We start from the raw sequence: 16,477 nt of genomic DNA, 5'->3' as shown, positions 1-16,477 counted from the left end.
GGGTGGGAAACCTCGCAGTTCGGAAGGGTGGTACGGGTCGGCGGCCGGTGGCGCGGCGGGTGCTGCCGCGCCGGTCAGGCGAGTCCGAGTTCGCGGTCGATCAGGTCGAACATCTCGTCGTCGGTGGTGCCGTCGAGTCCGGTGTCCGGGTCGGCGCCGCCGTCGGCCGGTTCCGCCGCGCCGTCGTCGAGCCGCCACTGGAGGCTCTTGAGGCGGCTGAGCAGCCGGGCGCGGGAGTCCGGGTCGAGCTCGGCGGCGGAGAGCGCGACCTCCAAGCCGTCCAGTTCGGCGAAGACGGGCCGCTCCGGGGCAGTCTCGCCGACCGGTGCACCGGTCGGTGCGCCGAGCAGTTCGCGCAGCCGGCCGGCCAGGGCGACGGGTGACGGGTGGTCGAAGATCGTGGTGGTGGGCAGCCGCAGCCCGAGTTCGGCGTTCAGCCGGTTGCGCAGTTCGACGGCGGCCAGCGAGGACATCCCGTGGTCGAGGAAGCCCCGTTCCGGTTCGACCGCCTCGGGGGTGGCGTGGCCGAGGACGGCGGCCAGGTGGCCGACGACCAGGCCCTGGAGCAGCTGCTCCTGCTGGGCGGCGCCGAGCCCGGCGAGCCGGTCCAGGACGCCCCGCTCGCCGGTGGCCGCCGCGGTGGCGGCGGCCGTGCGCCGGACGGTGGCGCGCCGGGGCAGCAGGTCGGCGAAGAGCGGCGGTGCGCCGGCCGTGGCCAGGGCGTGCCGGTCGAGCCGGACGGCCGCCAGGTGCGGGCGGGGCACGGTGCTCGCGGCGTCGAGCAGGGCGAGGCCCTGGGCGGCCGAGAGCGGCAGCATGCCGGAGCGGGCGAAGCGGGCGATGTCCACGGCGTCCAGGGTGGACGTCATCGCACTCGATTCTCCCCAGTATCCCCAGCCGAGCGAGACGGCCGGCCGGCCCTCGGCGCGGCGGCGGTGGGCCAGGGCGTCCAGGAAGGCGTTGGCGGCGGCGTAGTTGGCCTGGGCCGGTCCGCCGGCGGTGGCGGCGAAGGAGGAGAACAGCACGAAGGCGGACAGGTCCAGGTGGGCGGTCGCCCGGTGCAGGTGCCAGGCCGCGTCGGCCTTGGGGCGCAGCACGTCGGTGAGCTGCCGGTCGGTCAGGTTGGCGAGCAGGCCGTCGTGCAGGACGCCGGCGGCGTGCACGACCCCGGTGAGCGGGTGCTCGGCCGGGACGGTGGCGAGCAGCGCGGTCAGGGCGGCCGGGTCGGCGGTGTCGCAGGCGGCGAGGGTGACGGTGGCGCCGAGGGCGGTGAGCTGCTCGCTCAACTCCGCTGCCCCGGGGGCCTGGTCGCCGCGCCGGCTGGTGAGCAGCAGGTGGCGGACGCCGTGTGCGGTGACCAGGTGGCGGGCGACCAGGGCGCCGAGGGTGCCGGTGCCGCCGGTGATCAGGACGGTGCCGTCCGGGGTCCAGGACCACACGGGGAGCTCGGAGGACACCGGCAGCGGGCGCAGCCGGGGGGCGGTCGGTTCGCCGCGCCGGAGGGCGAGCCGGGGCTCGTCGGGGACGGCCAGGGCGGCGGGCAGGGCGGCCGCGGAGGCCGGGTCGTCGTCGAGGTCGAGCAGCAGGAAGCGGCCGGGCTCCTCGGACTGCGCGGAGCGGATCAGTCCGTGCACGGCGGCTTGGGCGAGCGCGGTGACGTCCTCGTCGGGGGTGGTGGCTTCGGCGCCCCGGGTGAGCAGGGCGAGCCGGGAGTCGGCCAGCCGGGGTTCGGCGAGCCAGTCGCGGGCGAGCCGGTGGGCGGCCCGGACGGCCTGGTGGGTGGCGGTGACGGGGTCGTCGCCGTCGACGGCGGTGAGGCGGGTGAGGACGGTGTCGGGGGCGGGCTCGCCGGCGTCCAGGGCGGCGGTGAGGGCGGCCAGGTCGGCGTAGCGGGGGAAGCCCGGCACGTCGTCCGGTCCCAGGACCGCGACGCTCCCCTGCGGTGCGCCGGGGGTCACCGGGAGCCACTCGACCGCGTACAGCGGGTCGGTCGCCGGGCCGAGGTCGTCGGCGGCGATCGGGCGGACGGTGACGGCCTCGGCGGTGAGCACGGGGGCGCCGTCGGCGTCGACGGCGCTGAGCGTGTGGCTGCCGTCGGGGCCCGGGGTGAGCCGGACCCGGAGCAGGGCGGCGCCGGTGGCGTGCAGGGTGACGCCGCGCCAGTCCGCGGTGGCCGCGGCGCCGTCCCGGGTGGCGGCCAACAGGCCCTGGAGCAGGGCGGGGTGGAGGCGGAAGCCGGCCGCCTCGGCCCGGTGCTCCTCGGGCAGGGCGACCTCGGCGTACAGCTCGTCGCCGTGCTGCCGGAGCGCCCGGACGGTGCGGAAGCGCTCGCCGTGGTCCGCCGGGTCGACGTCCAGCGGCAGGGCGTCCTCGGACGGCCGGTCGCCCAGCGGCGTGCCGACGACCGTGCCGGTCGTGAGGGTGCCGGTGGCGTGCCGGGTCCACGGGGTGTCGGCGGGCGCGTCCGTCGGGCGGGCGTGGACGGTGAGCGGCCGTCGGCCCTCGCCGTCGGCCGGGTCGACGGTGAGCTGGAGGTCGAGGGTGCCGTGCTCGGGCAGGACCAGCGGGTCGTGCGCGGTGAGTTCGGCGACGGTCGGGCAGCCGACCTCGTCGCCGGCCCGGACGGCCCAGTCCAGCAGGGCCGTGGCGGGGACGACGGCGCTGCCGCGGACCCGGTGGTCGGCGGTCCACGGGTGGGTCGCGGTGCCGATCCGGCCGGTGAGCAGCACGGTGTCGCCGCCCGCGAGGTGGACGGCGCGGTCGAGCCCGGACGGGTCGCTCGCCCCGGCGACGGCGGTGGACCGGTCGAGCCAGTAGCGGCGGCGCTGGAAGGCGTAGGTGGGCAGGTCCACCGGGCGGCCGCCCGCCAGGGCGGGGCTCCAGTCGATCCGCACCCCGTGCACGTGCGCCTCGGCGAGCGAGGTGAGCAGCCGGGCGGGGCCGCCGTCCTCGCGCCGGACGGTGCCGAGCACCACGGCCCGGGCGCCGGCGCCGGCGGCGGTGTCCTCGACGGCCATGGCCAGCACGGGGTGCGGGCTGCATTCCAGGAAGGCGTCGTGGCCCTGGGCGAGCAGGGCGCGCACGGACTCCTCCAGCCGGACGGTCCGGCGCAGGTTGCGGTACCAGTAGGCGGCGTCCAACGGGGTGTCGCCGAGCCAGTCGGCGGTGACGGTGGAGAAGAACGGGATCCGGGCGGCCCGGGTGGTGATCCCGTCGAGTTCGGTGAGCAGGGTCCGCTCGATCCGCTCGACCTGGGCGGAGTGCGAGGCGTAGTCGACCGGGATCCGCTTGGCCCGTACGCCGTCGCGCTCGCAGTCGGCCAGCAGGTCGTCGAGGGCCTCGGGTTCGCCGGAGACGACGACCCCGGCGGGGCCGTTGGCGGCGGCGACCGAGATCCGGCCGCCGTACGGCTCGATCCGGGCGAGCACCTCGGTGTGGGCCTGCGGCACGGACACCATGCCGCCGTGGCCGGAGAGTTCGCGGGCGATGGCCTGGCTGCGCAGGGCGACCACCTTGGCGCCGTCCGCCAGGGAGAGCGCGCCGGCCACGCAGGCGGCGGCGATCTCGCCCTGGGAGTGGCCGAGGACGGCGGCGGGGGTGACGCCGTGGGCCTGCCAGCAGGCGGCCAGCGCGATCATGGTGGCCCAGAGCGCGGGTTGGGCGACGTCGACCCGGTCCAGTGCCGGGGCGTCGGGTGCGCCGCGCAGGACGGCGCTCAGCGACCAGTCCGTCCAGGGTGCCAGGGCCTGTTCGCAGGCGGCCACGGCGTCGGCGAACTCCGGCGAGCTGTCGAGGAGTTCCGCGCCCATGCCGATCCACTGGGAGCCCTGGCCGGGGAACAGCAGGACGGCCCGGCGGTCCCGCCCGGCGGCGTGCCGGCCGGTGACCACGCCCGGGGCGGGGGTGCCCTCGGCGAGGGCGGCCAGGGCGGCCCGCAGCTCCTCGGGGCCGGTGCCGATCACGGCGGCGCGGTGCTCCAGCAGGGCGCGCCGGGTGGCGAGCGAGTGGGCGAGGTCGAGCGGCGCGGGGGCGCCTTCGGCGTCGGGCTGCCCGAGGCGGTCCAGGTGGTCGAGCAGGGCGCGGGCCTGGCCGCGCAGCGCCTGGGCGCTGCGGGCGGAGAGCAGCCAGGGCGGCGTCACCGGCGCGTCGGCGACCGGCTCGGGAACGGAGGTCCCGGGGACGGACGGCTCGGGGACGGACGGCTCGGGGACGGACGGCTCGGCGGCCGCTTCGAGCAGCACATGGGCGTTGGTGCCGCTGAGCCCGAAGGAGGAGACGCCGGCCCGGCGCGGCCGTCCGGTCTCCGGCCAGCGGCGCGCCTCGGTGAGCAGTTCCACCGCGCCCTGCGACCAGTCCACATGGCTGGTGGGCCGGTCGATGTGCAGGCTCGGCGGGAGTTCGCCGTGCCGCAGTGCCAGGACCGTCCGGATCACCCCGGCGACCCCGGCGGCGGCCTGGGTGTGGCCCAGGTTGGACTTCACCGAGCCCAGCAGCAGCGGGAGTTCACGCTGCTGCCCGTAGACGGCCAGCAGCGCCTGGGCCTCGATCGGGTCGCCCAGCCTCGTCCCGGTGCCGTGCGCCTCGACGGCGTCCACCTCGGCGGGCGTCAGTCCGGCGTCGGCCAGCGCGGCCCGGATGACGCGCTGCTGGGCCGGGCCGTTGGGGGCGCTGAGCCCGTTGGAGGCGCCGTCCTGGTTGACGGCCGAGCCGCGCACCACCGCCAGCACCGGGTGTCCGTTGCGGTGGGCGTCGGAGAGCCGTTCGACCAGCAGCACGCCGACGCCCTCGGAGAAGCCGGTGCCGTCGGCGGCCTCGGCGAAGGGCTTGCAGCGGCCGTCGGCGGCCAGCCCGCGCTGGCGGGCGAAGTCGACCGGGATCATCGGGGTGGACATCACCGTGACACCGCCGGCGAGGGCGAGGGTGCACTCGCCGCCGCGCAGCGCGCGCACGGCCAGGTGCAGCGCGACCAGCGAGGAGGAGCAGGCGGTGTCCACGGTGACCGCCGGGCCCTCCAGGCCGAGGGTGTAGGCGACCCGGCCGGAGACGACGCTGAAGGCGTTGCCGGTGCTGATGTACGGGGCGGCCTCCTCGGGGACGCGGGCGACCCGGTCGAGGTAGTCGCCGGAGGACAGGCCGGCGAACACCCCGGTGCGGCTGCCGCGCAGGGTGCCGGGGTCGATGCCGGCGCGTTCGATCGCCTCCCAGGAGGTCTCCAGCAGCAGGCGTTGTTGCGGGTCCATGGCGAGGGCCTCGTTGGGGCTGATGCCGAAGAAGTCGGCGTCGAACCCGGCGACGCCGTCCAGGAAGCCGCCCTGGCGGGTGCGCGAGGAGTCGGGGTGGTCGGGGATGCCGTCGTAGAGCCGGTCGAGGTCCCAGCCGCGGTCGGCGGGGAAGTCGGCGACCGCGTCGGTGCCGGTGGCCAGCAGGGTCCACAGCTCCTCGGGGGAGCTGACGGCGCCGGGGAAGCGGCAGGCCATCCCGACGATCGCGATCGGCTCGTCGGTGCCGCCCGCTGCGGCGCCGGCCGCCGGGCCGGCGGCGTTCCCGGCGCCGAGGCCCTCGGCCAGGTGCTCGGCGAGCGCCCCGGGGGTGGGGTGGTCGAAGACCAGGGTGGCGGGCAGCCGCAGGCCGGTCGCGGTGTTGAGGCGGTTGCGCAGTTCGACGGCGGTCAGCGAGTCCAGGCCGAGGTCCCGGAACGGCCGTGCGGCGTCGACCTGTTCGGCCGAGCTGTGGCCGAGGACGGCCGCGGTGCAGCCGCTCACCAGGTCGAGCAGCGCCGTGTGGCGGTCGGCCGGGGCGAGCGCCGCCAGCCGGGCGGGCAGCCCGTCGGCGGCCGGACCGCTCTGGGCGGTGCGGCGCACCCGGGTGCGGACCAGTTCGCGCAGCAGCGCCGGGAGTTCGGCCGGTCCGCGGCCGCGCAGCGCGGCGGTGTCGAGGCGGACGGGCACCAGCAGGGCGCGCCGGGCGGCGAGGGCGGCGTCGAACAGGGCGAGGCCGTCGGGGGTGCCGAGGGTGAGCGCGCCGGATTGCCGGGCGCGGGCGCGGTCGGTCGCGCCGAGGTGGGCGGTCATCGTGCTGGCCTGGGCCCACAGGCCCCAGGCCAGCGAGGTGGCGGGCAGGCCGTCGACCCGGCGGTGCTGGGCGAGGGCGTCGAGCCAGGCGTTGGCGGCCGCGTACGCGCCCTGGCCGGGTGAGCCGAACACGCCCGCCGCGGAGGAGAACAGCACGAAGTCGGCGAGGTCGAGGCCGCGGGTGAGCTCGTGCAGGTGGTGGGCCGCGTCGACCTTGGGCCGCAGCACGGCGGCGAGCCGGTCGGGGGTGAGGCCGTCCACCACGCCGTCGTCGAGGACGCCGGCGGCGTGCACCACGGCGGTCAGCGGGTGCTCGGCGGGTACGGCGGCGAGCAGGGCGGCGAGTGCGGCGCGGTCGGCGGTGTCGCAGCCGGCGACCGTGACCCGGGCGCCGAGGGCGGTCAGCTCGGCGCTCAACTCCCCTGCCCCGGGCGCCTGGAGGCCGCGACGGCCGACCAGCAGCAGGTGCCGCACGCCGTGCCGGGTGACCAGGTGACGGGCCAGCTCGGCGCCGAGGGTGCCGGTGCCACCGGTGATCAGCACGGTGCCCTGCTGGCTCCAGGGGCGCGGCACGGTGAGCACGATCTTGCCGGTGTGCCGGGCCTGCGCCATGTACCGGAAGGCCTCCCGGGCCCGGGTGACGTCCCAGCAGGTGAGCGGGAGGGGCTGCAGCGCGCCCTGCTCGAACAGCTCGACCAGGTCGGCGAGCATCTGCCCGATCCGTTCCGGGCCGGCCTCCTGGAGTTCGAAGGCGCGGTAGCGGGCGCCGCCGTGGGCGGCGGCGACCTCCGCCGGGTCGCGGACGTCGGTCTTGCCCATCTCGATCAGCCGACCACCGGGGGCGAGCAGCCGCAGCGAGGCGTCGACGTACTCCCCCGCGAGGGAGTTGAGGACGACGTCCACGCCCGCGCCGCCGGTGGCGGTGCGGAAGCGGTCCTCGAAGTCCAGGGTGCGGGAGGAGGCGACGGCGCTGTCGGGCAGGCCGTCGGCGTGCAGCAGGTGCTGCTTGGCCTCGCTCGCGGTGCCGTACACCTCGGCGCCCCAGTGCCGGGCGAGCTGGACGGCGGCCATGCCGACGCCGCCGGTGGCGGCGTGGACCAGCAGGCGTTCGCCGGGCCGGAGCCCGGCCAGGTCGCGCAGCGCGTAGTAGGCGGTGAGGAAGACGACGGGGACGGCGGCGGCCCGGGCGAAGGTCCAGTCCTGCGGGACGCGGGCGAGCAGCCGGTGGTCGGTGACGGCGAGCGGGCCGAAGCCGCCCGGGACCATGCCCATCACCCGGTCGCCGACGGCGAGTCCGGTGACGCCCGGCCCGGTCTCGCGGACGATGCCGGCCGCCTCGGAGCCGAGGTGCCGGGCCCCGCCCGGGTACATGTCGAGGGCGTTGAGGACGTCGCGGAAGTTGAGGCCGGCGGCCCGGACCTCGATCCGGACCTGGCCCTCGGCGAGCGGTTCGACGGCGTCCGGGCAGGGCAGCAGTTCGAGGTTGTCGACGGTGCCCTTGGTGCGGATGTCCAGGCGCCACGGGCCGTCCGGGACGGGCAGCGGCGCCGCGGTGTGGGCGCGGGCCAGCCGGGGGGCGTGGGCGGTGCCGTGGCGCAGGGCCAGCCGGGGTTCGCCGTCGGCCAGGGCGGTGGCGAGGGCGGCGGGCAGGGCGCGCCAGGAGGCGGGGTCGTCGTCCAGGTCGGCGAGCACGATCCGGCCGGGGTGCTCGTTCTGGGCGGAGCGGACCAGGCCGTGCACGGCGGCGGCGGGCAGGTCGTGGACGTGCTCGGCCGGGTCGACGGCGAGGGCCCGGCGGGTGACGACGAGCAGGGTGGCGTCCGCATCCTCGGCGAGGTGGTCCCGCAGGACGGTGAGGGCGCGGTTCAGCGCGGCCTGCGGGTTCGGCCCCGTGACCTGGTAGAGCAGGACGTCGCCGCCGACGGCCAGGGTCACCCCGGCCTCGGCGAGGGCGGCCGCCTGGACGGGCGGTTCGCCGAGGACGGTCCAGCGGGCGGCGGCCGGGGCCGCCGCGGGGGCGGGCAGGGCCGGCCAGTCCAGGTGGTGGAGCGCCTCGCGGGCCACCCGGGCGGCCGGGTCGAGGGCGGCCTCGCCGAGCGGGCGCACGGCGAGGGCCTCGACGGTGGCCACCGGCCGGTCGGCCGGGTCGGTCATCCGGACGGACACCGCGTCGGGCCCGGCCGGGGTGAGCGTCACCCGCAGCGCGGTGGCCCCGGTGGCGTGCAGGGTGACGCCGCTCCAGGCGAACGGCAGCCCGGGGCGGCCGCGCAGCGGGCCGAGTCCGGCCGGGTGGAGGGCCGCGTCGAGCAGGGCCGGGTGCAGGCCGTAGCGGGGGGCGTCGGGGCGGGCCGGGCCGGGCAGCTCGACCTCGGCGTGGACGGCGTCGCCGAGCCGCCAGGCGGCGCGCACGCCCTGGAACACCGGGCCGTAGCCGTAGCCGTCCGCGCGCAGGGCCGGGTACCAGCCGTCGAGGTCGACCGGTTCGGCGCCGGCGGGCGGCCAGGCGGCGGGCGCCGGTTCGGGTTCGGCTCCGGCCGGGCCGACCCGGCCCTCGGCGTGCCGGGTCCAGGGCTCGGTGGCGTCCGCCTCCGCCGGGCGGGTGTGCACGGCGACCGGGCGCAGTCCGGTGTCGTCCGCGGCGCCGAGCTCGATCTGCACCTGGAGGGCGCCCCGTTCGGGCAGCAGGACGGGCGCGTGCAGGGTCAGTTCGTCGATCCGGCCGCAGCCGAGTTCGTCGCCCGCCCGCAGCACCGCCTCGACCAGGGCCGCGCCGGGGACGACCAGGGTGTCGGCCACGGTGTGGTCGGCGAGCCAGGGGTGGGTGTGCAGCGACCACCGGGCGGTGGCCAACAGGCCGCCGTCCCGGGCGAGTTCGACGGCGGCGCCGAGCAGCGGGTGTTCCGGTGCGGCCAGGCCGGCGGTGGTGACGTCGCCACCGGTGGCGCCGGGGCGCGGCCAGTAGCGCTCCCGCTGGAAGGGGTAGGTCGGCAGCTCGACGGGCCGGGCCCGGGTGCCGGCGAAGCAGCGCTCCCAGTCCACCCGGGCGCCGTGCACCCGGGCCTCGGCCAGAGCGAGCAGGAAGCGGGCGGGCCCGCCCTCGTCGCGGCGCAGGGTGCCGAGGGCGGCGGCAGGCAGGCCGCTGTCCTCGATGGTCTCCTGGAGGCCGGTGGTAACCACCGGGTGCGGGCTGACCTCGACGAACAGCCGGTGGCCGGCGTCCAGCAGGGCGCGGGTGGCCTGTTCGAACTCGACGGTCCGGCGCAGGTTGCGGTACCAGTAGGCGGCGTCCAGCCCGGCGGTGTCGATGAAGGTGCCGGTGACGGTGGAGCAGAACGGGATCTCGGCGGCGCGCGGGGTGATCGGGGCCAGCAGGTCCAGCAGCTCGCCTTCGATCCGCTCGACCTGGGCGGAGTGCGAGGCGTAGTCGACCGGGATGCGGCGGGCCCGGACTCCGGCGCGCTCGCAGTCGGCGAGCAGCTCGTCCAGGGCGTCGGGCTCGCCGGAGACCACCACCGAGCCGGGGCCGTTGACGGCGGCGACGGAGATCCGCTCGTCCCAGCGGGTCAGCCGCTCCCGCACGGCGGCGACCGGCTCGGCCACCGACACCATGCCGCCGAGTCCGGCCAGCTGCCGCAGCGCCCGGCTGCGCAGCGCGACCACCCGGGCGGCGTCGTCGAGCGAGAGCGCTCCGGCGACGCAGGCCGCCGCGATCTCGCCCTGGGAGTGGCCGAGCACGGCCGCCGGCCGGACGCCGTAGGAGCGCCACAGCTCGGCCAGCGACACCATGACGGCGAACAGCACCGGCTGCACCACCTCGACCCGGTCCAGGCCGGGGGCGTCGGCGGCACCGCGCAGCACCCCGGTGGCCGACCAGCCGGTCCACGGCGCCAGCGCGGCCTCGCACTCGGCGAAGCGGCGGGCGAACTCCGGTGCGGTGTCGAGGAGTTCGAGGGCCATTCCGGCCCACTGGGAGCCCTGGCCGGGGAACACCAGGACCGGGTCGCCGTCGCCCGGGCTCCGGCCCTCCAGCACCCCGGGGACGGCCCGGCCCTCGGCCAGCGCGTCCAGGCCGTCCAGGAGTGCGGCCCGGTCGGGCGCGACCACGGCGGCCCGGTGCTCCAGGCTCGCGCGGGTGGTGGCGAGGGCGAGGGCGACATCGTCGGGGGCGGGTTCGGCGGCGCGCACCCGGGCGGCCAGCCGGCGGGCCTGCGCGTGCACCGCCTCGGGGGTGCGGGCGGACAGCAGCCAGGGCAACGGGTGGGCGGGCAGCGGACGTTCGGGCGCGGAGTCCGCGGTGGGCTCCCCAGCAGGCTCCGACGCGGGCTCCCCAGCGAGCTCCGGAGCGGGCTCGGGTGCCGCCTCCAGGATCACGTGGGCGTTGGTGCCGCTGACCCCGAAGGAGGACACCCCGGCCCGGCGCGGCCGTCCGGTCGCGGGCCACGCCCGGGCCTCGGCCAGCGGTTCGACGGCGCCGGCGGTCCAGTCCACCTGCGGGGTCGGGGCGTCGATGTGCAGCGACTTCGGCAGCTCGCCGTGCCGCATCGCCAGCACGGTCTTGATCACCCCGGCGGCCCCGGCGGCGGCCTGGGTGTGGCCCAGGTTGGACTTCACCGAGCCCAGCAGCAGCGGGAGTTCACGATCCTGGCCGTAGACGGCCAGCAGCGCCTGGGCCTCGATCGGGTCGCCCAGCCGGGTGCCGGTGCCGTGCGCCTCGACGGCGTCCACCTCGGCGGGCGTCAGCCCGGCGTCGGCCAGGGCGGCCCGGATCACGCGCTGCTGGGACGGGCCGTTCGGCGCGGTCAGGCCGTTGGAGGCACCGTCCTGGTTGACGGCGGAACCGCGGATCACCGCGAGCACCGGGTGCCCGTTGCGGCGGGCGTCGGAGAGCCGCTCGACCAGCAGCACCCCGACGCCCTCGGCCCAGCCGGTGCCGTCGGCGGCCTCGGCGAAGGGCTTGCAGCGGCCGTCGGGGGCCAGGCCGCGCTGCCGGGAGAACTCGACGAACACCTGCGGGGTGGCCATCACCGTCACCCCACCGGCCAGGGCGAGGGCGCACTCGCCGCGGCGCAGGGCCTGGGCGGCCAGGTGCAGGGCGACCAGCGAGGAGGAGCACGCGGTGTCGACGGTGACCGCCGGGCCCTCCAGGCCGAGGGTGTAGGCGATCCGGCCGGACAGCACGCTCGCCGCGTTGCCGGTCATCACGTGCCCGGCCACGCCCTCCCGGGCCGGGTCCAACAGCACCTGGTAGTCCTGGAAGTTGGAGCCGACGAACACGCCGGTCCGGGAGCCGCGCAGGGTCCCGGCGTCGATGCCGCCCCGCTCGACGGCCTCCCAGACGGTCTCCAGCAGCAGCCGCTGCTGCGGGTCCATGGCCAGCGCCTCGCGCGGCGAGATCCCGAAGAAGGCGGCGTCGAAGTCGGCGACACCGGTGACGAAGGCGCCCTCGGCGACGTAGCTGGTGCCCTCGTGGTCCGGATCCGGGTGGTGCAGCCGCTCGGTGTCCCAGCCGCGGTCGGCCGGGAACGGGCCCACCGCGTCCCGGCCCTCGGCGAGCAGCCGCCACAGGTCCTCCGGCGACTCCACCCCGCCGGGGAGGCGGCAGGCCATCGCGACGATCGCGATCGGCTCGTCGGCGACCGGCCCGGACGCCGGACCGAACGCCGACCCGGACGCCGATTCCGCTGCCGCGCCCGCGAGTTCGGAGCACAGCCGGGCGGCCAGGGCGGTCGGCGTCGGGTGGTCGAACAGCAGGGTCGCGGGCAGCCGCAGACCGGTGGCGGCGGCGAGGCGGTTGCGCAGCTCGACGGCGGTCAGCGAGTCGAAGCCGAGGTCCCGGAACGCCCGAGCGGCGTCCACCGTGACCGGGCCGGTGTGCCCCAGCACGGCCGCCGCCTCGGTGCGGACCAGCTCCAGCAGCAGGCGCTGCCGCTCGGCCGTCTCCCGGCCGGACAGCCGCTCGGCCAGCGGGGAACCGCCGGTGGCGTCGACGGCGGGGGCGGCGGCCCGCCGGACCTCCGGCAGGTCGGCGATCAGCGCGCTCGGCCGGGCGGCGGTGAGCACGGGGGCGAGCGCGCTCCAGTCCACGTCGGCCACGGTCAGGCCGGACGCGCCCGAGCCGAGCGCGCGGACCAGCGCGGCCACGGCCCGGGCCGGGTCCATCGGGGTGAGGCCGCTGCGGCGCATCCGCCCGGTCAGGTCCGGGTTCTCCCCCGCCATGCCGCCGCCCGCCCACGGGCCCCAGGCGAGGCAGGTGGCGGGCAGCCCGGCGGCGCGGCGGTGCTCGGCCAGGGCGTCCAGATAGGCGTTGGCGGCCGCGTAGTTGGCCTGGCCGGGGTTGCCGAGGACGCCGGTGATCGAGGAGAACAACACGAACAGGGCGAGGTCCTGGCCGGCCGTCAGCTCGTGGAGGTGCCGGGCCGGGACGGCCTTGGCCCGCAGCACGGAGGCGAACCGCTCGACGGTCAGGCCCGCCAGCACACCGTCGTCCAGCACCCCCGCCGCGTGCACCACCCCGGTCAGCGGCTGCTCGGCGGGCACGGCGGCCAGGACGGCGGCCAGCGCCTCCCGGTCGGCCGCGTCGCAGGCGACGACGGTGACCCGGGCGCCCAGCGCGGCCAGCTCCTCGCTCAACTCCGCCACGCCGGGCGCCTGCCGACCCCGGCGGCCGAGCAGCAGCAGGTGCTCGGCACCGGCGCCGGCCAGCCGGCGGGCGACGTGGGCGCCCAGCGCGCCCGTCCCGCCGGTGATCAGGATCGTCCCGGCGGGCGCGGTCCAGTCGGGCCCGGCGGGCTGCGCGGGGGCGTGGGTCAGTCGACGGGCGTGGGCGCCGGAGGCGCGCAGGGCGAGCTGGTCCTCGGTCGTCCCGTCGGCCAGCAGGCCCGCCAGCCGGGCCGCCGTCCGGGCGTCGGCCGTCCCGGGCAGGTCGATCAGACCGCCCCAGCGCTGCGGGTGCTCCAGCGCGGCGACCCGCCCCAGGCCCCACAGCTGGGCCTGCTCCGGCCCGGGCACCCGGTCCGCGTCGTCGACGGCGACGGCGCCCCGGGTGAGGCACCAGAGCCGGGCCGGGCCGTCGGCCGCCTCCAGGGCGCGCAGCAGCTCGACGGTCGCCGGCAGGTGCCCGGGGACCTCGGGGAACTCCGGGTGCGGGCGGCCGTCGGCGGCGAGGAAGGAGAGGACCCCGGCGACCGGTTCGGCCGTGCCGTCGGCGAGCCGTGCGGCCACCGCGCCGACCCCGGCCACCGGCTCGGCCCGCAGGCCGCGCTCGGCCAGGGCGGCGAGGACGGCGGCGGGCCAGTCGGCCCCGCCGTCTTCCGCCCCTTCCGGCCCTTCCGGCAGCACGGCGAGCCAGCGCCCGGTCGGCACGGTGTCGGCGCGGCCGGACAGCGGCACCCAGCCGGTCCGGTAGGTCCAGGCGTCGAGGGCGTTCAGCAGCCGCCGCTGCCCGCGCCAGGAGGCCAGCACCGGGAGCAGACGGTCGAGCGAGGCCTCGGCGGCCTCCTCCGCGATCCCCAGCACCGCCGCGGCCTCCCGCAGCTCCCCGGCCTCGACGGCGGCCCAGAAGGACTCCTCGACCGGGTCGGCCGTGGTCGTGCCGGTGTCGCGCCGCTGGAGTTCGGGCAGCCAGTAGCGCTGCCGCTGGAAGGCGTAGGTGGGCAGCTCGACGCGGCGGGCCCCGGCGCCGGCCGGCACCGCCGTCCAGTCCGGTCCGGCGCCGCGCACGTACAGCCGGGCGAGGGCGGCCAGCAGGGCGGGCTCCTCGGGGCGGTCCTTGCGGAGGGCGGCGACCAGGACCGGGTCGGCGACCGGGGCCGCGTCGGCGGGCAGGGATTCGGCCGCCATGGCGCTGAGCACGCCGTCGGGGCCGAGTTCGAGGAAGCGGGTGACGCCGGCGGCTTCCAGGGCGCGGATGCCGTCGGCGAAGCGGACGGTCTCGCGGACGTGCCGCACCCAGTACTCGGGCGTCCGGAGGGCCTCGGCGATCCCGCCGGTCAGGTTGGACACGACGGGGATCGAAGGGGCCTGGTACGTCAGCCCGTTGAGGACGGTACGGAAGTCGTCCAGCATCGGGTCCATCAGCGGCGAGTGGAAGGCGTGCGAGACGCGCAGCCGGGTGGTCTTCCGGCCGGCGAAGTGCGCCTCGACCGCCGCGACGGCCTGCTCCGCACCCGAGACGACCACCGAGGTCGGGCCGTTGACGGCGGCTATGGAGACGAACTCGCCGAGCAGCGGCCGGACTTCCTCCTCGGCGGCCTGCACGGCGAGCATGGCCCCACCGGAGGGCAGCGCCTGCATCAACCGGCCCCGCGCCGCCACCAGGCTGCAGGCGTCCGCCAGCGAGAAGACACCGGCCACGTGCGCCGCGGCGACCTCGCCGATCGAGTGCCCGGCCACGAACTCCGGCCGCACACCCAGCGATTCGACCAGCCGGAACAGCGCCACCTCGACCGCGAACAACCCGGCCTGGGCGAACTCCGTCCGATTCAGCAGCTCCGCGTCCTCGCCCCAGACGACCTCCCGCAGCGGCAGCTCGAACCGCTCGCACACCGCGTCGAAGGCCGCCGCGAACACCGGGAACCTGGCGTACAACTCCCGCCCCATGCCCAGCCGTTGCGAGCCCTGCCCGGAGAACAGGAACGCGGTCGCGCCCTTGTCCACCGCGCCCAGGACGACACCGGCTCCCGCGCCCCCGCCCGCCAGGGCGTCCAGGGCGCGCAGCCGCTCCCCCGGGTCGGCGGCCAGGACGACCGCCCGGTGCCCCAGGGCCGCCCGGGTGGTCGCGAGCGAGTGGGCGACGTCCGCCGGGGCGAGCGGGCCGTGGCTCCGGAGGTGGGCGGCCAGCCGTCCGGCCTGGGCGTGCAGGGCGGTGGCGCTGTGCGCCGACAGCACCCAGGGCAGGACGGCCCCGGGCTCGTCCAGCATCGATCGCGACTCCCCGGGCTCCTCCGCGGGCTCCTCCACCGCCTCCAGCACCACGTGGGCATTGGTCCCGCTGACCCCGAAGGAGGACACCGCGGCCCGCCGGGGCCGGCCCTCGACGGCCGGCCACTCCCGGGCCTCGGCGAGCAGTTCGGCGGACCCGGCGGTCCAGTCCACGTGCGGGGTCGGCGCGTCGAGGTGGAGGGTGCGCGGCAGCAGGCCGTGCCGCATGGCCAGCACCGTCTTGATCACCCCGGCCACCCCGGAGGCGGACTGGGTGTGCCCGGTGTTGGACTTCAACGCGCCGATCAGCACCGGCCGTTCACGGTTCTGACCGTAGGTGGCGAGCAGCGCCGCGGCCTCGATCGGGTCGCCGAGCCGGGTGCCGGTGCCGTGCGCCTCGACCACGTCGACCTCGCGCGCGGGCAGCCCGGCGTCGGCCAGGGCGGCCCGGATGACCCGCTGCTGGGACGGACCGTTCGGCGCGGTCAGGCCGTTGGAGGCGCCGTCCTGGTTCACCGCCGAGCCGCGGACCACGGCCAGGACCGGGTGCCCGTTGCGCCGGGCGTCGGAGAGCCGCTCGACCAGCAGCACGGCCGCGCCCTCGCCCCAGGCGGTCCCGTCGGCCGCCGCCGCGAACGGCTTGCACCGCCCGTCGGCGGCCAGGCCGCCCTGGCGGGAGAACTCGGTGAACATCTGCGGGGTGGACATCACCGTCACCCCGCCGGCCAGGGCGAGCGAGCACTCCCCGCGGCGCAGCGACTGCACGGCCAGGTGCAGGGCGACCAGCGAGGAGGAGCAGGCGGTGTCCACGGTGAGGGCCGGGCCCTCCAGGCCGAGGACGTAGGAGATCCGGCCGGAGGCGATGCTGACGGTGTTGCCGGTGAGCAGGTGTCCGGCGGCCGCGTCGTCGATCCGCCCCCGGGCGGCGGTGGCGGCGCTGTCGTAGCCGCCGTGGCCGGCGCCGACGAACACCCCGGTCCGGGTGCCGTGCAGCGAGCCGGGGTCGATGCCGGCCCGTTCGACGGCCTCCCAGGCGGTCTCCAGCATCAGCCGCTGCTGCGGGTCCATGGCCAGCGCCTCGCGCGGCGAGATGCCGAAGAAGTCGGCGTCGAACTCCCCGGCGTCGTGCAGGAATCCGCTCCGCCGGGCGGTGACCGAGCCCTCGGGGAGGTCCCAGCCGCGGTCCGCGGGGAAGTCGGAGACGGCGTCGACGCCGTCCCGGACCAGCTCCCACAGCTCCTCGGGCGAGGAGACCCCGCCCGGCAGCCGGCAGGCCATGCCGACCACGGCGATCGGTTCCCGCTGCTGCTCGGTCACCTCGTGCAGTTGCTCGCGGGTCTCCTGGAGATCCGCGATCGCCCGCTTCAGGTAGTCGCGGAGCTTGTCTTCGTTCGACATCGGGACGTCAGCCTCTCCGGGGGTCTGCCAGGAACACCGCGCCCGGGAGGGCCCTGCCGCGCGCCCGTCCGGGGCGCCGACCGCCGACA

The 16,477-nt window shown here is 77.6% G+C and carries 1 protein-coding gene; it reads right to left on the bottom strand.

Going from position 1 to position 16,477, the window contains the following annotated elements:
• Positions 1 to 74: 74 nt before the first annotated feature.
• On the bottom strand, positions 75 to 16,388 hold the full coding sequence (locus ACIP4P_RS06005) for a type I polyketide synthase (protein WP_400915198.1): 16,314 nt from the start codon (positions 16,386 to 16,388) through the stop codon (positions 75 to 77).
• Positions 16,389 to 16,477 lie beyond the last annotated feature (89 nt).

It is taken from the genome of Kitasatospora sp. NPDC089509, assembly GCF_044749365.1.
GTDB lineage: Bacteria > Actinomycetota > Actinomycetes > Streptomycetales > Streptomycetaceae > Kitasatospora.
Note: the sequence above shows the minus strand (reverse complement) of the source record. Positions and strands in the feature narration are given on the sequence as shown.

Excerpts from the sequence above, each read along its gene's own strand:
- ACIP4P_RS06005 (WP_400915198.1), bottom strand. The coding sequence starts at position 16,388 with ATGTCGAACGAAGACAAGCTCCGCGACTACCTGAAGCGGGCGATCGCG.